General features: G+C 59.8%; 16 protein-coding genes and 1 pseudogene. 8 read left to right on the top strand and 9 right to left on the bottom strand.

The features are described 5' to 3' along the window. Positions 1 to 8 precede the first annotated feature (8 nt). The 3 genes from EAH78_RS12885 to EAH78_RS12895 are packed head-to-tail and all read right to left on the bottom strand — an operon-like array spanning position 9 to position 2,437. Positions 9 to 1,418: an ArnT family glycosyltransferase gene (locus tag EAH78_RS12885; protein WP_140667856.1), complete on the bottom strand. Its 1,410-nt coding sequence runs from the start codon at positions 1,416 to 1,418 to the stop codon at positions 9 to 11. 3 nt (positions 1,419 to 1,421) lie between these two features. Further along, positions 1,422 to 1,700, bottom strand: a complete 279-nt coding sequence (locus tag EAH78_RS12890; RefSeq protein ID WP_140667857.1) for a lipid-A-disaccharide synthase N-terminal domain-containing protein — start codon at positions 1,698 to 1,700, stop codon at positions 1,422 to 1,424. Further along, positions 1,697 to 2,437, bottom strand: coding sequence for a glycosyltransferase family 2 protein (locus EAH78_RS12895; protein ID WP_140667858.1), 741 nt, complete (start codon positions 2,435 to 2,437; stop codon positions 1,697 to 1,699). Before EAH78_RS12895 ends, EAH78_RS12890 begins: the two co-directional genes overlap by 4 nt. A 312-nt stretch (positions 2,438 to 2,749) precedes the next feature. On the opposite strand from EAH78_RS12895, the gene EAH78_RS12900 reads away from it, so the two are divergent. Beyond that, entirely contained in the window at positions 2,750 to 3,397 is a 648-nt protein-coding gene (locus tag EAH78_RS12900; protein WP_140667859.1) for a YceH family protein, read from the top strand. 130 nt (positions 3,398 to 3,527) lie between these two features. Here EAH78_RS12900 and EAH78_RS12905 read toward each other — a convergent pair whose 3' ends face one another. After that, positions 3,528 to 4,046 (bottom strand): cupin domain-containing protein, encoded by a 519-nt coding sequence (locus EAH78_RS12905; RefSeq protein ID WP_140667860.1) that lies wholly within the window; start codon positions 4,044 to 4,046, stop codon positions 3,528 to 3,530. A gap of 23 nt (positions 4,047 to 4,069) precedes the next feature. Then, positions 4,070 to 4,888 (bottom strand): shikimate 5-dehydrogenase, encoded by an 819-nt coding sequence (locus tag EAH78_RS12910; RefSeq protein WP_140667861.1) that lies wholly within the window; start codon positions 4,886 to 4,888, stop codon positions 4,070 to 4,072. 246 nt (positions 4,889 to 5,134) lie between these two features. Between EAH78_RS12910 and EAH78_RS12915 the strand changes: the two genes are divergently transcribed. From EAH78_RS12915 to EAH78_RS12925, 3 genes are all read left to right on the top strand, one after another. Continuing rightward, entirely contained in the window at positions 5,135 to 5,512 is a 378-nt protein-coding gene (locus EAH78_RS12915; RefSeq protein ID WP_140667862.1) for a hypothetical protein, read from the top strand. Positions 5,513 to 5,743: 231 nt separating this feature from the next. Continuing rightward, the gene (locus EAH78_RS12920) at positions 5,744 to 5,938 is read left to right on the top strand and encodes a hypothetical protein (RefSeq protein ID WP_092270506.1); all 195 of its coding nucleotides are present in this window, start codon (positions 5,744 to 5,746) and stop codon (positions 5,936 to 5,938) included. A 100-nt stretch (positions 5,939 to 6,038) separates the two neighbouring features. Continuing rightward, entirely contained in the window at positions 6,039 to 6,221 is a 183-nt protein-coding gene (locus EAH78_RS12925) for a hypothetical protein (protein ID WP_140667863.1), read from the top strand. On the opposite strand, the gene EAH78_RS12930 is transcribed toward EAH78_RS12925, so the two are convergent. After that, positions 6,218 to 7,282 (bottom strand): AI-2E family transporter, encoded by a 1,065-nt coding sequence (locus EAH78_RS12930; protein ID WP_140667864.1) that lies wholly within the window; start codon positions 7,280 to 7,282, stop codon positions 6,218 to 6,220. The two genes, EAH78_RS12925 and EAH78_RS12930, sit on opposite strands and share 4 nt — an antisense overlap. A gap of 177 nt (positions 7,283 to 7,459) precedes the next feature. On the opposite strand from EAH78_RS12930, the pseudogene yegQ reads away from it, so the two are divergent. Further along, positions 7,460 to 8,855: pseudogene (gene yegQ, locus EAH78_RS12935) on the top strand (tRNA 5-hydroxyuridine modification protein YegQ). Between the two features lie 109 nt (positions 8,856 to 8,964). Here yegQ and EAH78_RS12940 read toward each other — a convergent pair. Beyond that, on the bottom strand, positions 8,965 to 9,828 hold the full coding sequence (locus tag EAH78_RS12940) for a LysR substrate-binding domain-containing protein (RefSeq protein WP_140667866.1): 864 nt from the start codon (positions 9,826 to 9,828) through the stop codon (positions 8,965 to 8,967). Between the two features lie 97 nt (positions 9,829 to 9,925). Here EAH78_RS12940 and EAH78_RS12945 point away from each other — a divergent pair, with 97 nt between their 5' ends. Further along, positions 9,926 to 10,843: a DMT family transporter gene (locus EAH78_RS12945; RefSeq protein WP_140667867.1), complete on the top strand. Its 918-nt coding sequence runs from the start codon at positions 9,926 to 9,928 to the stop codon at positions 10,841 to 10,843. A 43-nt stretch (positions 10,844 to 10,886) separates the two neighbouring features. Here EAH78_RS12945 and EAH78_RS12950 read toward each other — a convergent pair whose 3' ends face one another. Further along, positions 10,887 to 11,603: a FadR/GntR family transcriptional regulator gene (locus tag EAH78_RS12950; protein ID WP_140667868.1), complete on the bottom strand. Its 717-nt coding sequence runs from the start codon at positions 11,601 to 11,603 to the stop codon at positions 10,887 to 10,889. 269 nt (positions 11,604 to 11,872) lie between these two features. On the opposite strand from EAH78_RS12950, the gene EAH78_RS12955 reads away from it, so the two are divergent. Both EAH78_RS12955 and gudD read left to right on the top strand, forming a co-directional pair. Next, positions 11,873 to 13,219 carry an MFS transporter gene (locus tag EAH78_RS12955; protein WP_140667869.1) on the top strand — a complete coding sequence of 449 codons (1,347 nt, stop codon included), beginning with the start codon at positions 11,873 to 11,875 and terminating at the stop codon, positions 13,217 to 13,219. 21 nt (positions 13,220 to 13,240) lie between these two features. Continuing rightward, positions 13,241 to 14,584: a glucarate dehydratase gene (gudD, locus tag EAH78_RS12960; RefSeq protein ID WP_140667870.1), complete on the top strand. Its 1,344-nt coding sequence runs from the start codon at positions 13,241 to 13,243 to the stop codon at positions 14,582 to 14,584. A 104-nt stretch (positions 14,585 to 14,688) separates the two neighbouring features. Here gudD and EAH78_RS12965 read toward each other — a convergent pair whose 3' ends face one another. Then, on the bottom strand, positions 14,689 to 15,573 hold the full coding sequence (locus EAH78_RS12965) for a LysR family transcriptional regulator (protein ID WP_140667871.1): 885 nt from the start codon (positions 15,571 to 15,573) through the stop codon (positions 14,689 to 14,691). Between the last annotated feature and the right edge of the window lie 71 nt (positions 15,574 to 15,644).

Here is a 15,644-nt window from a genome sequence, read left to right on the forward strand (position 1 = left end):
CGTAGACCTTAATGGCACTCACCCCCCATGCGCACCAGCAGCGCGGCGCGGTGTGGTTTCAGATAGGGATTGACTTCGCCGACCTTGCACGACGCCAGGTTCTGCAATTGCGGGTCGAGGGGTTCTTGCACAAACAGCAGCCCTGCCGGGCGCTCATCCCCTTGCAACTGAGCAAGGGTCAGCGGCACGACGGGCCGGCCCATGTAATAGACCAGACGAATATCCGGCTCACCGACGCTGTAGGCCTTCTGGCCCGGCTGCCCGGCGGACAACGTGGCGACCTGTTCCAGACCTCCGACGCGATGCGACAGCACCCGTGCTTCGACGAACACATAAAACACCACAAACCCGGCCAGCATCACGTAGGGAACCGTGGCCAGGCAGGTACGCCAGCGTCCTTGCAGGCCTTCGAGCACGGCGGCCCAGTGCATGGCCAGCAGCAAGGCCATGGACGGGTAAACCGGCAACAGGTACTTGCCATGTTTTTCGGTGAACAGGGAGAAAATCAGCAGCGGCAACAGTGTGCAACACAGCAGCATGGCCGCCTCACGGCGCGAGCGGATCATTGCCCAGAACTTGCGCGGCTGCACAAACAAAATCAGCCAGAACGGAAAGAAATCACCGGCCAGATACAACAAATACGCGTACCAGGCTTCGGCGCCTTGGCCGTCGATCTTGTTCATGATGTCTTCGCTGATGATCGACGACCAGATCCCCCAGCCCTGACTCAACGACACCGCCACGTACCAGGAACTGCCCAACACCACGGCAATCAGCCAGCCCCATCCGTCACACAGGTAAGCTTTGGCGCGGGCATCGCGGTAAATCAAGGCGTACGTCAGGATCGGTGCCGTCACCCACAACAGGCACACCGGCCCTTTGGTCAGCAGCGCGCAACCTAACAGCAGGTAACTGAGCCGGCTCCACAGCACCCGCCCCTGCTGGAAGATGAACTGCCACGCCGCCAGCAACGCGCCAAAACACAGCAGGGTCAACAACATCTCTATTTCCGAGCGGCGGGCGAACAGGCTGAAGGCGCCGTTTGCGGCCAGGAACACCACGGCGAACAAACCCACCTGACGCCCGGCCTGCCGGACGCCGTACCAATAGGTGCCGATGCAGCACAAGGTCGCGGCCAGCGCCGAGGGCAAGCGCACGCTCCACTCGGACACACTGCCCAGCACGGCCGTCGACACCAGCCCCGCCCAATAGAAAAACGGCGGTTTGGACAGGTACAAGTCGCCGTTCATGTACGGCAGTAACCAGCTCCCGGCTTCGCGCATTTCGCGCACGGTGACGGCGCGACGCGCCTCGTTGACGCTGAGAAACGGCACACTGCCCAATCCCCAGAAAAACAGCAGCGCCATGGCGACCGCCGCGAGCAACGTAATATTTCGGGTCGATAACGATCCGCGCATGACCTACTCCTTCAGGTTTTTGCTTTTGGCGATCAACTGTAAGTTGCGAAAGTAAACGAGGGTGCCGAAGGCCTGGCCGGCGATGAACACCGGGTCTTCCCGGTAAATGGCGTACACGAGCAAGAGTGTGCTGCCGACGATGCTCAGGTACCAGAAGCTCGTCGGGATCACGCTGCGTTGTTTGTATTCGCTGTACAGCCATTGCAGGATAAAGCGCCCGGTAAAGGCGATCTGACCGACAAAACCGACCACCAGCCACAAGGCTTCGCGGGAGAGATTCATCCTTCGATCTCCTGTGCTTGGGTGTTCAGGCGTGTGCGCTTGATCAGCCACCAGACCCCGATAAGGTCGAGGATGCCCACCAGGGCGCGGTCGAGGTTGCCGTACTTGGACACCCCGGCGGTGCGCGGGCGGTGATTGACCGGGTGGACGATCATCCGGCCGTTATGACGCTGGATCAGTGCCGGAATAAAACGATGCATATGGTCGAAGTACGGCAGGCGCAAAAACGCCGCGCGCTCGATCAGCTTCAAGCCGCAACCGGTGTCCGGGGTGGCGTCCTTGAGCAAGCGGCTGCGCAGGCCGTTGGCGAAGCGCGAGGCCCAGCGTTTGCTCGCGGTATCACGGCGGTTGACCCGATGCCCGGCGACCAGTTGCACGTCGACTCGCCCCGGCTCGCCGCGCACCAGTGCCAGCATGCCGGGAATGTCCGCCGGGTCGTTTTGCCCGTCGCCATCGAGGGTGGCCAGCCATTGTCCGCGCGCCTCGAACGCGGCGTGGTAGAGCGACGTGCTCTGCCCCAGGGAACGCTCATGGTGCAGGATGCGCAAGGCGCTCAGGCCGTTGTGCCGGATTTGCCGCAGTTCGTGCAGGGTGGCATCGGTGCTGCCATCGTCGACGACAATGATTTCGTAAGCCTCGTCGGCCAGGGCCACGCGGATCTCCTCAAGCAGCGGCTTGAGGTTGTTGGCTTCGTTTTTGGCGGGAATCAGTACGGATACAAAAATGTCTTGGCTCATGGAGTCTCTCTCGCCCATTTTGTTTTTCAGTTATGAGGGGCGAATAAAGGTGGCGCACACCGATTGACTCGATGCATGGATCAGTGGTTAGGAACGCTGTAGCCCGCGGCTACTGCGCCTTTCAGGGCTCGCGCAGGTGGTCGCGCGGGCACGCCTACGGTGCCCGTCAAATTGTAAAAATGGCGTTAATATTTCATTCATGTTTCGTCAACGCTGCTGTGTGGGAACGACGAATTCAGTTGCCATTGGCGCTCGCCAATCTAAAGTGCATCCACGCACGTGAAAAACATGAATCGGGTAAGGATGCAGACCATGAGCACTGAGCAAGAGACGACCTTCGACGAGCCACGGCTTAACAGCACGGAAATCCGCATTCTGGGCTCGTTGATCGAGAAACAGGCTACCAGCCCGGAAACCTATCCGTTGACCCTCAATGCTCTGGTGATCGCCTGCAACCAGAAAACCAGCCGCGAGCCGGTGATGAACCTGACCCCGGGCCAGGTCGGCCAGAGCCTGCGGGCGCTGGAAGGACGCGGATTCGCCAAACTGGTGATGGGCAGCCGCGCGGATCGCTGGGAGCACAAGGTCGACAAGGCGCTGGAGCTGGTGCCGGCCCAGGTGATTCTGACGGGGTTGTTATTCTTGCGCGGCCCGCAGACCGTCAATGAACTGCTGACCCGCAGCGGGCGCATGCATGAATTTGAAGACACCGAACAAGTGGTGCATCAGCTGGAACGCTTGATTGCCCGGGGTTTGGCGTTGTTGATCCCGAAGCAGGCCGGGCAGCGGGAAGACCGGTACATGCATGCCTTGGGTGATCCGGCGGACATCGAAGTTATCCTGGCGGCGCGGCAGAACCCGGTTGATCGTGGCGCTTCTGGTGGTGTGTCGGTAGAACGGATTGAAGAGCTCGAAGCGCGAATCGCAGCACTGGAAGAACGCCTGGCCCGCCTCGAATAGTCATTCCATACAAATCGAATGTGGGAGCGGGCTTGCTCGCGAAGGCGGTGTATCAGTCACCCAGGATGGTGAATGTCAGGACCTCTTCGCGAGCAAGCCCGCTCCCGCATTGAATAGGTGGCATCTGTTATTACTCACCGTCCCAGTAATCCACACCGTCGCCTGGTCGGGCGATGGCGACGAAGCCTGAGGCATTGCCCTCGGCATCCACCTTGAAATCGTCCATCACCGCGTATTTGCCGGAATCGGGGTACTCGCAAATCTCCGGCGATTGCTGGGTGCTGACCGCCAGATAGCGCAGTTGCGCGTTGCTGGTGTTAATGATCTGGTGCGCCGCCTCCGGACCTCCCGGCGGGCAGGCGATCACGTCGCCCGCGCGGATCGGGGAACGCTCGGCACCGAGGCGCACCTCCCCTTCCCCGGCCACGACGTAAAACATCTCTTCGTTAACCCGATGACTGTGAAACGGGCTGCCGCGCATGCCCGGTTCCAGCACGTACAGCCGATACCCCAGCTTCTGCGCGCCCAATTGCTGACCGACGCGGGCGATTCGCTGCTGGTAACGACCCGCCGTATCGCCCGAGGGCGCCATGGCTTCAGGTAACGGTTCAAGATCGACCTGGTTGAGATTGAGAATGCGCGGATGCATGGGGCTTCTCCTGGCTGCGGGTCCTAGCTGCGGGCAAATTCCACAGCTTTGCGGAACTGCTCATCGGTCGGCCGGACACCGGTGTACAGCACGAATTGCTCCAGCGCCTGGATGGCGATCACTTCCAGCCCGGTAATCACCCGTTTGCCTTCAGAACGCCCGCGCACGATCAGCGGTGTTTCCGAGGGGATCGCCACCACATCGAAGACAGTCTCGGCAGCGCTGATGGTTTCAGGTTCAAATGCCAATTGATCGGCCTCCGGGCCGCCCGTCATGCCGATCGGTGTGACGTTGATCAGCATTTGCGGCCGCTGAGCGCCCACCTCCGCTTGCCACTGATAACCCAGCGAGTCAGCCAGGGCACGACCGGCGCGCTCATTGCGGGCGACGATCAAGCCGTTCTTGTACCCGCCGTCGCGCAACGCACTGGCCACGGCCTTGGCCATGCCGCCGCTGCCACGCAGGGCAAAGGTCGAATCCTTGGGGACTTCGTGGGTTTTGAGCAGTTGCTCAATGGCGATGTAATCGGTGTTGTAGGCCTTTAAGTGGCCACCGGTGTTGACGATGGTGTTGATCGACTGAATGGCCGCCGCGGAAGCGTCCAGTTCATCCACCAGCGCAATGCACGCTTCCTTGAACGGCATCGACACGCCGCAGCCACGAATACCCAAGGCGCGAATGCCACCCACGGCGCCGGGCAGATCCTGGCTGCTGAAGGCCTTGTAGTAGAAATTCAGGCCCAATTGTTCGTACAGATGATTGTGAAAGCGCAGGCCGAAGTTGCCGGGGCGCCCGGACAGCGACATACACAGCTGGGTGTCTCGGTTGGGGTTCATCTGCATGAAACTTTCTCCTTCAGTAGCACTTTCAGATGGACGGGATTAGCCATTCCATCAGGCCTGTTCGATCATAACGGCATGGCGGCGGGCGCTGGTGCGGGCCCGTCAGTAAACCGGTACAGACCTTACACAAAATTTACCTATTTGCTGTGCTGATTTTGAAAAAAACGCTGTCTTAGAAGTAGCCCCGCGACAATGCTTGGGTCTATTGCAGACGCAAGCGCCGGGTCGAAGAACCGAGGAATTATCATGATCCGTAAAATCCCCACAGTTGCCTTGCTGATCGGCGCACTCGCTATCGCAGGACAGGCACAAGCCCATGGTGGTGGCGGTGGTTGTGGTAACTGCTGGCAAGGCCCAGCGGTCTTTGGCGCGATTGTGGGTACGGCCATCGTCGGTTCGGCCCTGATTAACGCCAACCGTCCGGTCTATGTACAACCACAACCGGTCTACCAGCCGGCACCGGTTTACGTACAGCAACCGCCACCGGTTTATTACCAGCCAGCACCGGTGTACGTGCAACAGCCGGTCTATTACGGTCCACCGCCGGTTTACTACGGCCCGCCACGCGGCTATTACGGCCCGCGCGGTTACTACGGCCCTCCCCGCGGTTATGGCCACTGGTAACACCCTCACCAGGCCCTGCCTCAACAGCGGGGCTTTTTTGTGACCGCTCGTCGGCGAACGTCTGGATAAATCGCGTCAAGGTCGCTGTGGGGACAGCGTCTGCGGCTCAAATTGGCAAGATTGACTCGACCCGCTCTCGCCTTGCGCCAAACGGTCATATTTATGTCATGTCAGGTCCGCAAGCTGGGATCTGTCCGCAAATAACAGGTTGATAACAACAAGGACGACCTCATGCCCACGCAAAACCCGCACCGCAATGTCGGTTTGTGCACTTCCAGCAAAGTGTATGACGCCTTGACCGAACTCAAGCACCTGGAAGGCCATCGCAGCGCCAAGTTCCTTTCGCTGCTGGCCGAAAACCTGGTGCGCAAAGGCCTGCTCAATGAGCAGGAAGTGGTTCACATGCTGGATCTGGTCGTCGACTGAGGCAAACACTCATCGGCGTCAATGACGACTATCGAAAGCGTTGATTGTCCGATTGAGCGCCGGGTCCGTAAGGTAGCTCCATCGATTGATGGAGGTACTTATGTCCCAGGTTCAGATCATGTCCGTTATCGGCAGCGCCGTTCCCGCACAGCTCAGAGAGCTGGGATTGCTCGCCTGTTGGTATCTGGTACAGGACGGCGAAGCGATCAGCGGACCGCTCACCTCACTGCCGGCCGCCCAGGCCTTGTCGCAACGTATCGGCCAGGGCCGACTCAGCGCCTAAGGCAACTGCACCTTCGGTTTGGTTTCAATGAAGATGGCCCAACTCGACATGAACAGGGCCGCGATCAACGGACCGATGACAAAGCCGTTGAGGCCGAAGATGGCCAGACCACCCAAGGTTGAGATGAGGATCAGGTAATCCGGCATCTTGGTGTCCTTGCCTACCAGGATCGGCCGCAGCACGTTATCCACCAGGCCAATTACAAAAATCCCGTACAACCCCAGCACCACGCCCTGCCACATCGCCCCGCTGAGCAGGAAAAACGCTGCCACCGGCGCCCAGATGATCCCCGCCCCTACCGCTGGCAACAGCGATAGAAACGCCATCAACACCGCCCAGAGCAACACACTCGGTATGTCCAGAAACCAGAAAATCAAGCCACCCAAGGCGCCCTGCGTCATCGCCACCAGCAGGTTGCCCTTCACCGTCGCCCGCACCACGCGATTGAACTTGAGTTGCAACCGACGTTTCTGATGTTCCTCCAACGGCACGGCCGAGCGAACTTTGCGTGCCAACTCGGCGCCGTCGCGCAGAAAGAAATACAGCAGGTAGAGCATGATGAAAAAGCTCACGACAAAATCAAACGTGCCCTGACCGAGACTGAACACCTGAGTGGCGAAATACTCATTACCCGTCACCGCACTCTTGATGATTTTCTCGCGCAGCCCGTTCAATTCGCCCACGCCGAACCGGTCAAGCAGGTGCTGGAAGAACGGCGGCAGGCTGTGCTTGAAGTGCGACACGTACCCCGCAATGTCCAATTCTCCGCTTTCGATGGTTTTGTACAGCATCGCTCCTTCCTGAACGAGGAAGAAACTGAGGACGATCACCGGCAGGATCGCAATCACCAGACAGATGCTCAGCGTCAGCAGCGACGTCAGGTTACGTTCCCAGCCCAGTTTCAATTGCAGTCGACGTTGCATCGGCGCAAAGAGGATGCCGAGGATCACCGCCCAGAACACCGCGCCGTAGAACGGCAACAAAATCCAGATAAACGCGACGGTCACCACCCCCAGCAAGACCACCAGTGATTTGTTTTTTACGGTTTCTTCTTCGTTCATGTCCGATCCGTGTCAGTGCGCAGGGACTCAGACTCCTTAAATGAAGAGCCGTCCTTATTGCTTAGTCCGCCACGGTTCGCGCGAGTGCCATCCGTTTGTTCATCAAGCATAGATCCAGATCAATGAACGCCATGGCCGGGACACTTACTCTCCAACGCTTTTGCGACCGATCCTGCCATGACTCTCCTTGCCCCCGAACTGCTCGCCCCCGCGGGCACCCTGAAAAACATGCGTTATGCCTTAGCTTACGGCGCCGATGCGGTGTACGCCGGCCAACCGCGCTACAGCTTGCGGGTGCGCAATAACGAATTCGATCACGCCAACCTCGCCCTCGGCATCCAGGAAGCCCAGGCCCAAGGCAAGCGTTTTTACGTAGTGGTGAACATTGCGCCGCACAACGCCAAGCTCAAGACCTTCCTCAAGGACCTGGCGCCGGTGATTGCCATGGCGCCGGATGCGCTGATCATGTCGGACCCGGGTTTGATCATGCTGGTGCGTCGGCACTTCCCGCAGATGCCGATTCACCTGTCGGTGCAGGCCAACACGGTGAACTGGGCGAGTGTCGAATTCTGGCAGCAACAGGGCTTGAGCCGGATCATCCTGTCGCGGGAACTGTCCCTGGAAGAAATCGGCGAAATCCGCCAGCAAGTGCCGGCCATGGAGCTGGAGGTGTTTGTCCACGGCGCGTTGTGCATGGCGTATTCCGGACGCTGTTTGCTGTCGGGTTACATGAACAAGCGCGATGCCAACCAAGGCAGTTGCACCAACGCCTGCCGCTGGAAATATTCGGCGCAGGAGGCCACGGAAAATCACTTGGGCGAGATCGTCCAGCAGTATCAGCCCGAACCGACCCTGGGCATCGGCGCGCCCACCGACCAGGTGTTCCTGTTGCAGGAGGCCAATCGGCCGGACGAACTGATGCCGGCTTTCGAGGACGAACACGGCACCTACATCATGAATGCCAAGGACCTGCGCGCCGTGCAACATGTCCAGCGTCTGACGCACATGGGCGTGCATTCGCTGAAGATCGAAGGGCGGACCAAATCCCACTTCTATTGCGCGCGCACCACGCAGGTGTATCGCCGAGCCATCGACGATGCCGCCGCCGGGCGTGAGTTCGACCGCAGCCTGATGACCGATCTGGAGTCACTGGCGCAGCGTGGCTATACGGAAGGTTTTTTACGTCGGCACGTACATGACGAATACCAGAATTATCAGCACGGCAGCTCGGTGTCGGAGCGGCAGCAGTTTGTCGGGGAGTTGACCGGTGAGCGCCGTGAGCGACTGGCGGAGATCAAGGTGAAGAACCGGTTTGCGCTGGGGGATCATCTGGAATTGATGACGCCCAAGGGCAATTTCCATTTCGACTTGCATCAATTGCAAAATGGCAAAGGCGAGCCGATAGAAGTGGCGCCGGGGGATGGGCATACGGTGTATGTGCCAATTCCGGATGCGGTGGATCTGAAGTTCGGGTTGTTGATGCGCGATGTTTGCGCAGGTTGAAACCAATGATCCTGCCACACAACCCTGTGGCGAGGGAGCTTGCTCCCGCTGGGGTGCGAAGCGCCCCTAAACACTACCATCGCGGTTCGTCAGGTAGATCGCATTCTGTGGATTTACGACGGCTTCGCCGCCGAGCGGGAGCAAGCTCCCTCGCCACAGTAACAGCGCGTTCCGATTGATCAGGCGAACTCCTCGCGCAACATCGCTACAAACGCTTCTCGCGCCGGGTGAACCCCGGCGTTTTCATGCCAGTAAAACAGATTGTCGATGGCCGTCAGCTCGGGAAACTCAAACCCTGCGCACCCCGCTCCTTTGGCGTACTGATCAAACACCCCTTTAGGCACCAGCGCGACGCCGGCCCCCGCGCTGACGCACCCGACAATCGCGCCATAACTGGCCAGGCTGACAATCGGCAGCGCCTGCCCCTGACGCAACAACCAATGTTCCAGGGCCGCCCGGTACGGACAACCCTGGGGCCACATGAACACGGTCTTGTCCTGCAAATCCGCGATGCCTCGCACTGGCCCCAACGATGTCGAGGCAATCAGCAACAGCTCTTCGCGGTACATCGGCGTGCGCTTGAGTTGGGAGCGCTCGACATCCACCGCGACAATCGCACCGTCGAGCCGATGGTTGAGTGTGTCATCCAGCAATTGGCCCCAGGTGCCGGTGGTCAGTTCCAGCGCAACCGCGGGATAGCGCTTGTGAAACTTCGCCAGCAGGCGCGGCAGCCGGCCGGTGGCCGAGGACTCGATGGCGCCGATGCGCAGCGGCCCGGAGGGGTCGGCGGCCGGGTCCAGTGCGCGTTTGGCTTCAACGGTCAGCGCCAGGATTTTCGAGGCGTAGGACAGAAACGTCTGGCCCGCCGGACTGATGCGCAGCCCCCGGCCCTCACGCAGAAACAGCGCCACACCCAACTCCGTCTCCAGCGCCTTGATCCGCGCCGTAATGTTGGACGGTACGCAATGCAGCAACTCGGCGGCCCGGGCGATGCTGCCGACGTCGGCCACGGTCTTGAACATGCGAATCTGCGCCAGCTCCATAATCATCACCAAAAGTGAACAGTTGGCGCAGTATAAGTCAGTTGTGATGAACCGTTTTGCTTCAGATACTCGGCACACATACCCAAGGTGCCCGACCATGAAGCCACTCACCCGCCCTGCCCACTCGCCGATTAAAATCATCCTGGCGATGGCCTTTGTCATTGCCTGTTGGGGTTATTCACCGACCGGCATTCATATCGGCTTGCAGTCCTACGACCCCGGCCATCTGGCTCTGCTGAGGTTTCTGATTGCCTCTGCGTTCATGGCGGTCGTTGCCGCGTTCAAAGGCATCAGCCTGCCCAGGCTTCGCGACCTGCCGCTGCTGATGATGCTCGGTTTTTTTGCGGTGAGCCTGCATCACGTTGTACTTAACATCGGCCAACAGCATGTCAGCGCCGGCGCCTCCAGTGTGTTGGCGCAGTCGACGCCGTTGTTCAGCACATTGCTGGCGCGCTTTGTATTCAAGGACCGGGTCAGCTTCTGGCGCTGGGGCTGCATCGTGGCGGGACTGGTCGGCGTGGTGATTGTGGTGGCCGGTGATCGCGGACTGGGGAGCGTCGACGTAAACGGATGGCTGATCCTGCTGGCGGCGGTGTCGTGGAGCTTTTACTTTGCCTTGCAGAAGCACCAAACCGGGCGCTACGACGGACTGACACTGGTCTGTTACACGGTGTGGTCGGGCACGGCGCTGTTACTGATCTACCTGCCGGGACTGGCCCGCGAGGTCGTCAGTGCTCCGGCGCATGTGCAGTGGGCGGTGTTGGCATTGGGCGTGTTTCCCAGTGCGCTGGCGTATCTGGCCTGGGCATTTGTGCTGGCGCACGTGGACTTGAGCCGCGCCAGTGTGACGCTGTACCTGATCCCACCGACGGCAATGGCCATGGCGGCCTATGCCTTGGGTGAACAACCAACGCTGACGGTTGGCGTCGGCGCCCTCGTGGTGTTGATCAGCGTGCTGGCGCTGAATCTGGAACGCCGGCCTGCGGTGCTCGCGGCGAGCCCCGCCCGGTCATGACCCAAGCGGCGCAAAAGAATGGGTCGAGGTCGCAGAATAAAGCTCAGGCACCACCCGCGGAAAAGCGATCGCGGCTATTGGTCAGGTGCAGCCACATCGCCGCCCGCGCTGCGTCCGGGTCCTGGCGCTTGATGGCGTTGAGAATCGCTTCGTGTTCGAGGTTTGCCAGTTGCCCCAACTTGCTCAAATCCGCCGCCCCGCGCTCGGCGGCATTGACCCGGGTTCGTGGGATCATCGCTCTGCCCAGGTGCTGCATGATGTCGGTGAAGCACACATTGCCGGTCGCTTCAGCGATCAACAGGTGGAAGCGCTTGTCGGCCTCGACGCAACTGTCATTGTTGGCCAGCAAGCCCTGATAATCGTCCAGCGCTTCACGCATCTGCGCCAGTTGCAGGTCCGTACGACGCATCGCCGCCAGCGCAGCGGCCTGGGTTTCCAGACCCATGCGCAACTCCAGAATGCTGCGCACCCCCAGTGCGGTATCGACGTTCAACCGCAAGCCCTGCTCCGGCGCCCGTTCGATGACAAACGTGCCAATGCCGTGACGGGTTTCCACCAGCCCCGACGCCTGCAATTTTGAAATCGCCTCACGCACCACGGTGCGGCTGACGCCGTGTGCCTGAACGATGGAATTCTCCGACGGCAACTTGTCCCCCGGCAGCATCTGGCCGAGCAGGATGCTCTGGGTCAGTTTGGCGACCAGGTCGTGAGCGAGGTTGTGGCTGCGCTTTGGGGCTGGCGTGTCAAGGTCAGGTTGCATGGCGATGGTCCGGAACTGGGCTAACGGAATCGTAGCACCGCGCGGGATTGGGATCTCTGGAAAACAGCACTTTACTTGTATGACAACACTCAACACCTGGATTGATTTCGGGTAAGCAGTCCGCCTGGCAACACCAGAAAAAGCATAAAAACTCGCTTGAAACCACCATTTCGTTGGACCTCACCCCTTGCACATTAAAAAAACGTAGTTGTATGATGTCTATCAACAACGCAACAACCCGCATAAAAATAATCAGTGGGAGAAACCAAGTGAATACATCCGTATCAGGGATGCACGACGGTGCCGATTCGGTCCTGAAGTCCGCCATCTCGAAAGTGAAACGCCACGTCCTGCCGCTGTTCGTCATCATGTTCATCGTCAACTACATCGACCGTGTGAACATCGGCTTCGTCCGCGCCCACATGGAACACGACCTGGGAATCGGCGCTGCCGCCTATGGCCTCGGGGCCGGGCTGTTCTTCATCGGTTATGCGCTGTTCGAGGTCCCTTCCAACATCCTCCTGCAAAAAGTCGGCGCACGCATCTGGCTGACCCGCATCATGCTGACCTGGGGCCTGGTGGCCGCTGGCATGGCGTTCATCCAGAACGAAACTCACTTCTACATCCTGCGGTTCCTGCTGGGCGTGGCCGAAGCCGGGTTCTTTCCGGGGGTGATTTATTACTTCACACGCTGGTTGCCCGGGGTTGAGCGCGGCAAGGCGATTGCGATCTTTCTCAGCGGTTCGGCGATGGCCTCGTTAATTTCCGGCCCGCTGTCCGGATTGCTCCTGCAACTCGACGGTTTCGGGTTGCACGGCTGGCAGTGGATGTACTTCATTGAAGGGATGTTTTCGGTCGGGCTGTGCGTGTTCGTCTGGTGCTGGCTGGACTCCAAACCCCACGACGCCAAATGGCTGAGCCGCGAAGAACAGGATGCGCTGGTCAACGCCATCGAGGACGAACAGCTGGCCCGCGAAGCCGCGACGCCGATCAAACCGTCGTTGGGCAAACTGCTCAAGGATCGCCAGATCATCCTGTTCTGCCTGATCTACTTCTTCATCCAGCTGACTATCTATGCCGCGACCTTTTGGCTGCCGAGCATCATCAAGAAGATGGGCGACCTCAGTGATATTCAGGTCGGGCTGTTCAACTCGATCCCTTGGCTGCTGTCGATTATCGGCATGTATGCCTTTGCTTCCCTGTCGGCCAAATGGAAACACCAGCAAGCCTGGGTGGCTGCTGCACTGTTGATTGCCGCCGCCGGGATGTTCATGTCGACGACGGGCGGGCCGATCTTTGCCTTTGTTGCGATCTGCTTTGCGGCACTGGGTTTCAAGTCCGCTTCGTCGCTGTTCTGGCCGATCCCCCAGGCCTATCTGGATGCGCGTATCGCTGCTGGCGTGATTGCGTTGATCAACTCGGTGGGCAACCTCGGCGGTTTCGTTGCGCCGACCACCTTCGGCCTGCTGGAAGAACACACCGGTTCGATTCAGGGCGGCCTGTACGGGTTGGCCGCGACCTCGATCATCGCCGCGATCATTGTCTTTGCCGCACGCAACACACCCAAAACCGCACCGGCCGTTGCGTTGGGCAAACCAACGCCCAACCACGCCTGATTCGTTTATAAGGACAAGAAAATGCACCCACAAGACTGCGCAAAAGCCCCGATCATCACCAGCATGCAGGTGATTCCGGTGGCCGGCCACGACGGCATGCTGCTCAACCTGAGCGGCGCCCACGGTCCGTTTTTCACCCGCAATATCGTGATCCTCAAGGACAACGCCGGTCACACCGGGGTCGGTGAAGTACCGGGTGGCGAGCGTATTCGCCAGACACTGGAAGACGCCCGCGCGCTGGTGGTCGGCAGCCCGATCGGCACTTATCAGAAGATCCTCAACCAGGTGCGCCAGACCTTTGCCGATCGTGATGCCGGCGGGCGCGGTTTGCAGACGTTCGACCTGCGGATCACCATTCACGCAGTCACCGGCCTGGAAGCCGCCCTGCTCGACTTGCTCGGTCAGCATCTGGACGTGCCGGTCGCCGCCCTGCTCGGCGAAGGCCAGCAGCGTGACGAAGTGAAGATGCTCGGTTACCTGTTTTATGTGGGTGATCGCAATCAAACCGACCTGGCCTATCGCAGCGAACCGGACGCCGATAACGACTGGTTTCGTGTACGTCACGAAAAAGCCATGACCGCTGACGCGGTGGTTCGTCTGGCTGAAGCCGCTCACACCCGCTACGGCTTCAAGGACTTCAAGCTCAAGGGCGGCGTGCTCAGTGGCGATGAAGAAATCGAAGCCGTCACCGCGCTGGCCGAACGCTTTCCGGACGCACGCATTACGCTCGATCCGAATGGCGCGTGGTCACTCAAGGAAGCCATTCGCTTGTGCCGTGATCAGCATCACGTTCTGGCCTACGCCGAAGACCCGTGCGGCGCGGAAAACGGTTACTCGGGGCGCGAAGTCATGGCCGAGTTTCGCCGTGCCACAGGGCTGAAAACCGCGACGAACATGATCGCCACCGACTGGCGGGAAATGGGCCACGCCATTCAGTTGCAATCGGTGGACATTCCCTTGGCCGACCCGCATTTCTGGACCATGCAGGGTTCGGTTCGCGTGGCGCAGATGTGCCATGAATGGGGCCTGACCTGGGGCTCGCACTCCAACAATCACTTCGATATTTCCCTGGCAATGTTCACCCACGTTGCAGCGGCTGCGCCCGGCGACATCACCGCCATTGACACCCACTGGATCTGGCAGGACGGCCAGCGCTTGACCAAAGCCCCACTGCAAATCGTCGGGGGTTGTGTGCAGGTGCCGAAGAAACCAGGGTTAGGGGTTGAGCTGGACATGGACCAGTTGGGCAAGGCCCATGAACTGTACAAAGGCATGGGGCTGGGGGCGCGGGATGACAGCGTGGCGATGCAGTTCCTGATCCCGGGCTGGAAATTCGATAATAAACGGCCGTGCCTGGTGCGCTGACTTCTGCCGCTTTACTCCTTGAAGGAGTGAGCCTGCTCGCGAAGAGGCCGGCACATTCAACATGGATGCCGCCCGATACTCCGCCATCGCGAGCAGGCTCACTCCTACAAGGGTGGCGTTTCGGATGCTTGCAGTATCCAGGCCTTGAACGCCGTCATCGCCGCCGTTTCGGGGCGAGACTGCAAGCGGGTGAGCCAGTAGCTGCCGGTGGTGATGCCGATGGCGAACGGTTGCTCGATAGCACCGGCCGCCAGTTGACGGGAAAACATCAGCGGCGGCGCCAATGCAATGCCAGCACCTTGAAGCGCGGCCTCCATCATCGCCAGCGACGAGTCGAAAACAATATTCCTGGTGGGTGCCGTGTTGGGCGGTAACCCGCAAGCCAGAAACCACTCGGGCCACTCGTCTGTACGATAGGAACGTAACAACGTTTGTTTCAACAGGTCCTCGGGCGCGTTTAACTGCCGGGCAAGTTCGGGAACGCACAGCACCGACAGCGGCGCTTCGATCAACCGCTGCGCTTCAATCCCGTGCCAAGCGCCATTGCCAAACCGAATGGCGTAATCCAGCCCTTCAGCGGCCACGTCCACCCGATTGTTATGGGTCGACAGCCGTAAATCTATGAACGGATGTTTCTCCTGGAAGTCCGCCAGCCGCGGCAATAACCACCCGACCGCGAACGTCCCCACCGCCCCCACTGTCAACACATCCCGATAGTGCCCGCCCTCGAACCGCTCAAGCGTTTCGGCGATTCGGTCAAAAGACTCACGCAGGACCGGCAGCAAGGTTTCACCTTCACTGGTCAGCATCAGCCCGCGTGACAAGCGTTTGAACAGTGTTACGTTGAGTTGGGCTTCGAGACTTTTGACCTGATGACTCACCGCCGCAGGCGTAACGAACAATTCCACCGCCGCCCGAGTGAAACTCAAATGGCGCGCGGAAGCCTCGAAAGCGCGCAACGCATTCAGCGGCAAGTGAGGACGAATCATGCCAACTCCATAGTTTTTCTAATGGCTCACCCGAAATATCGTCGTTTGTCGACGCTCGGCGGACTGCCTAG

Origin of the sequence: Pseudomonas arsenicoxydans (assembly GCF_006438915.1) — a bacterium.
In the GTDB taxonomy this organism is placed as follows: Bacteria; Pseudomonadota; Gammaproteobacteria; order Pseudomonadales; family Pseudomonadaceae; genus Aquipseudomonas; species Aquipseudomonas arsenicoxydans_A.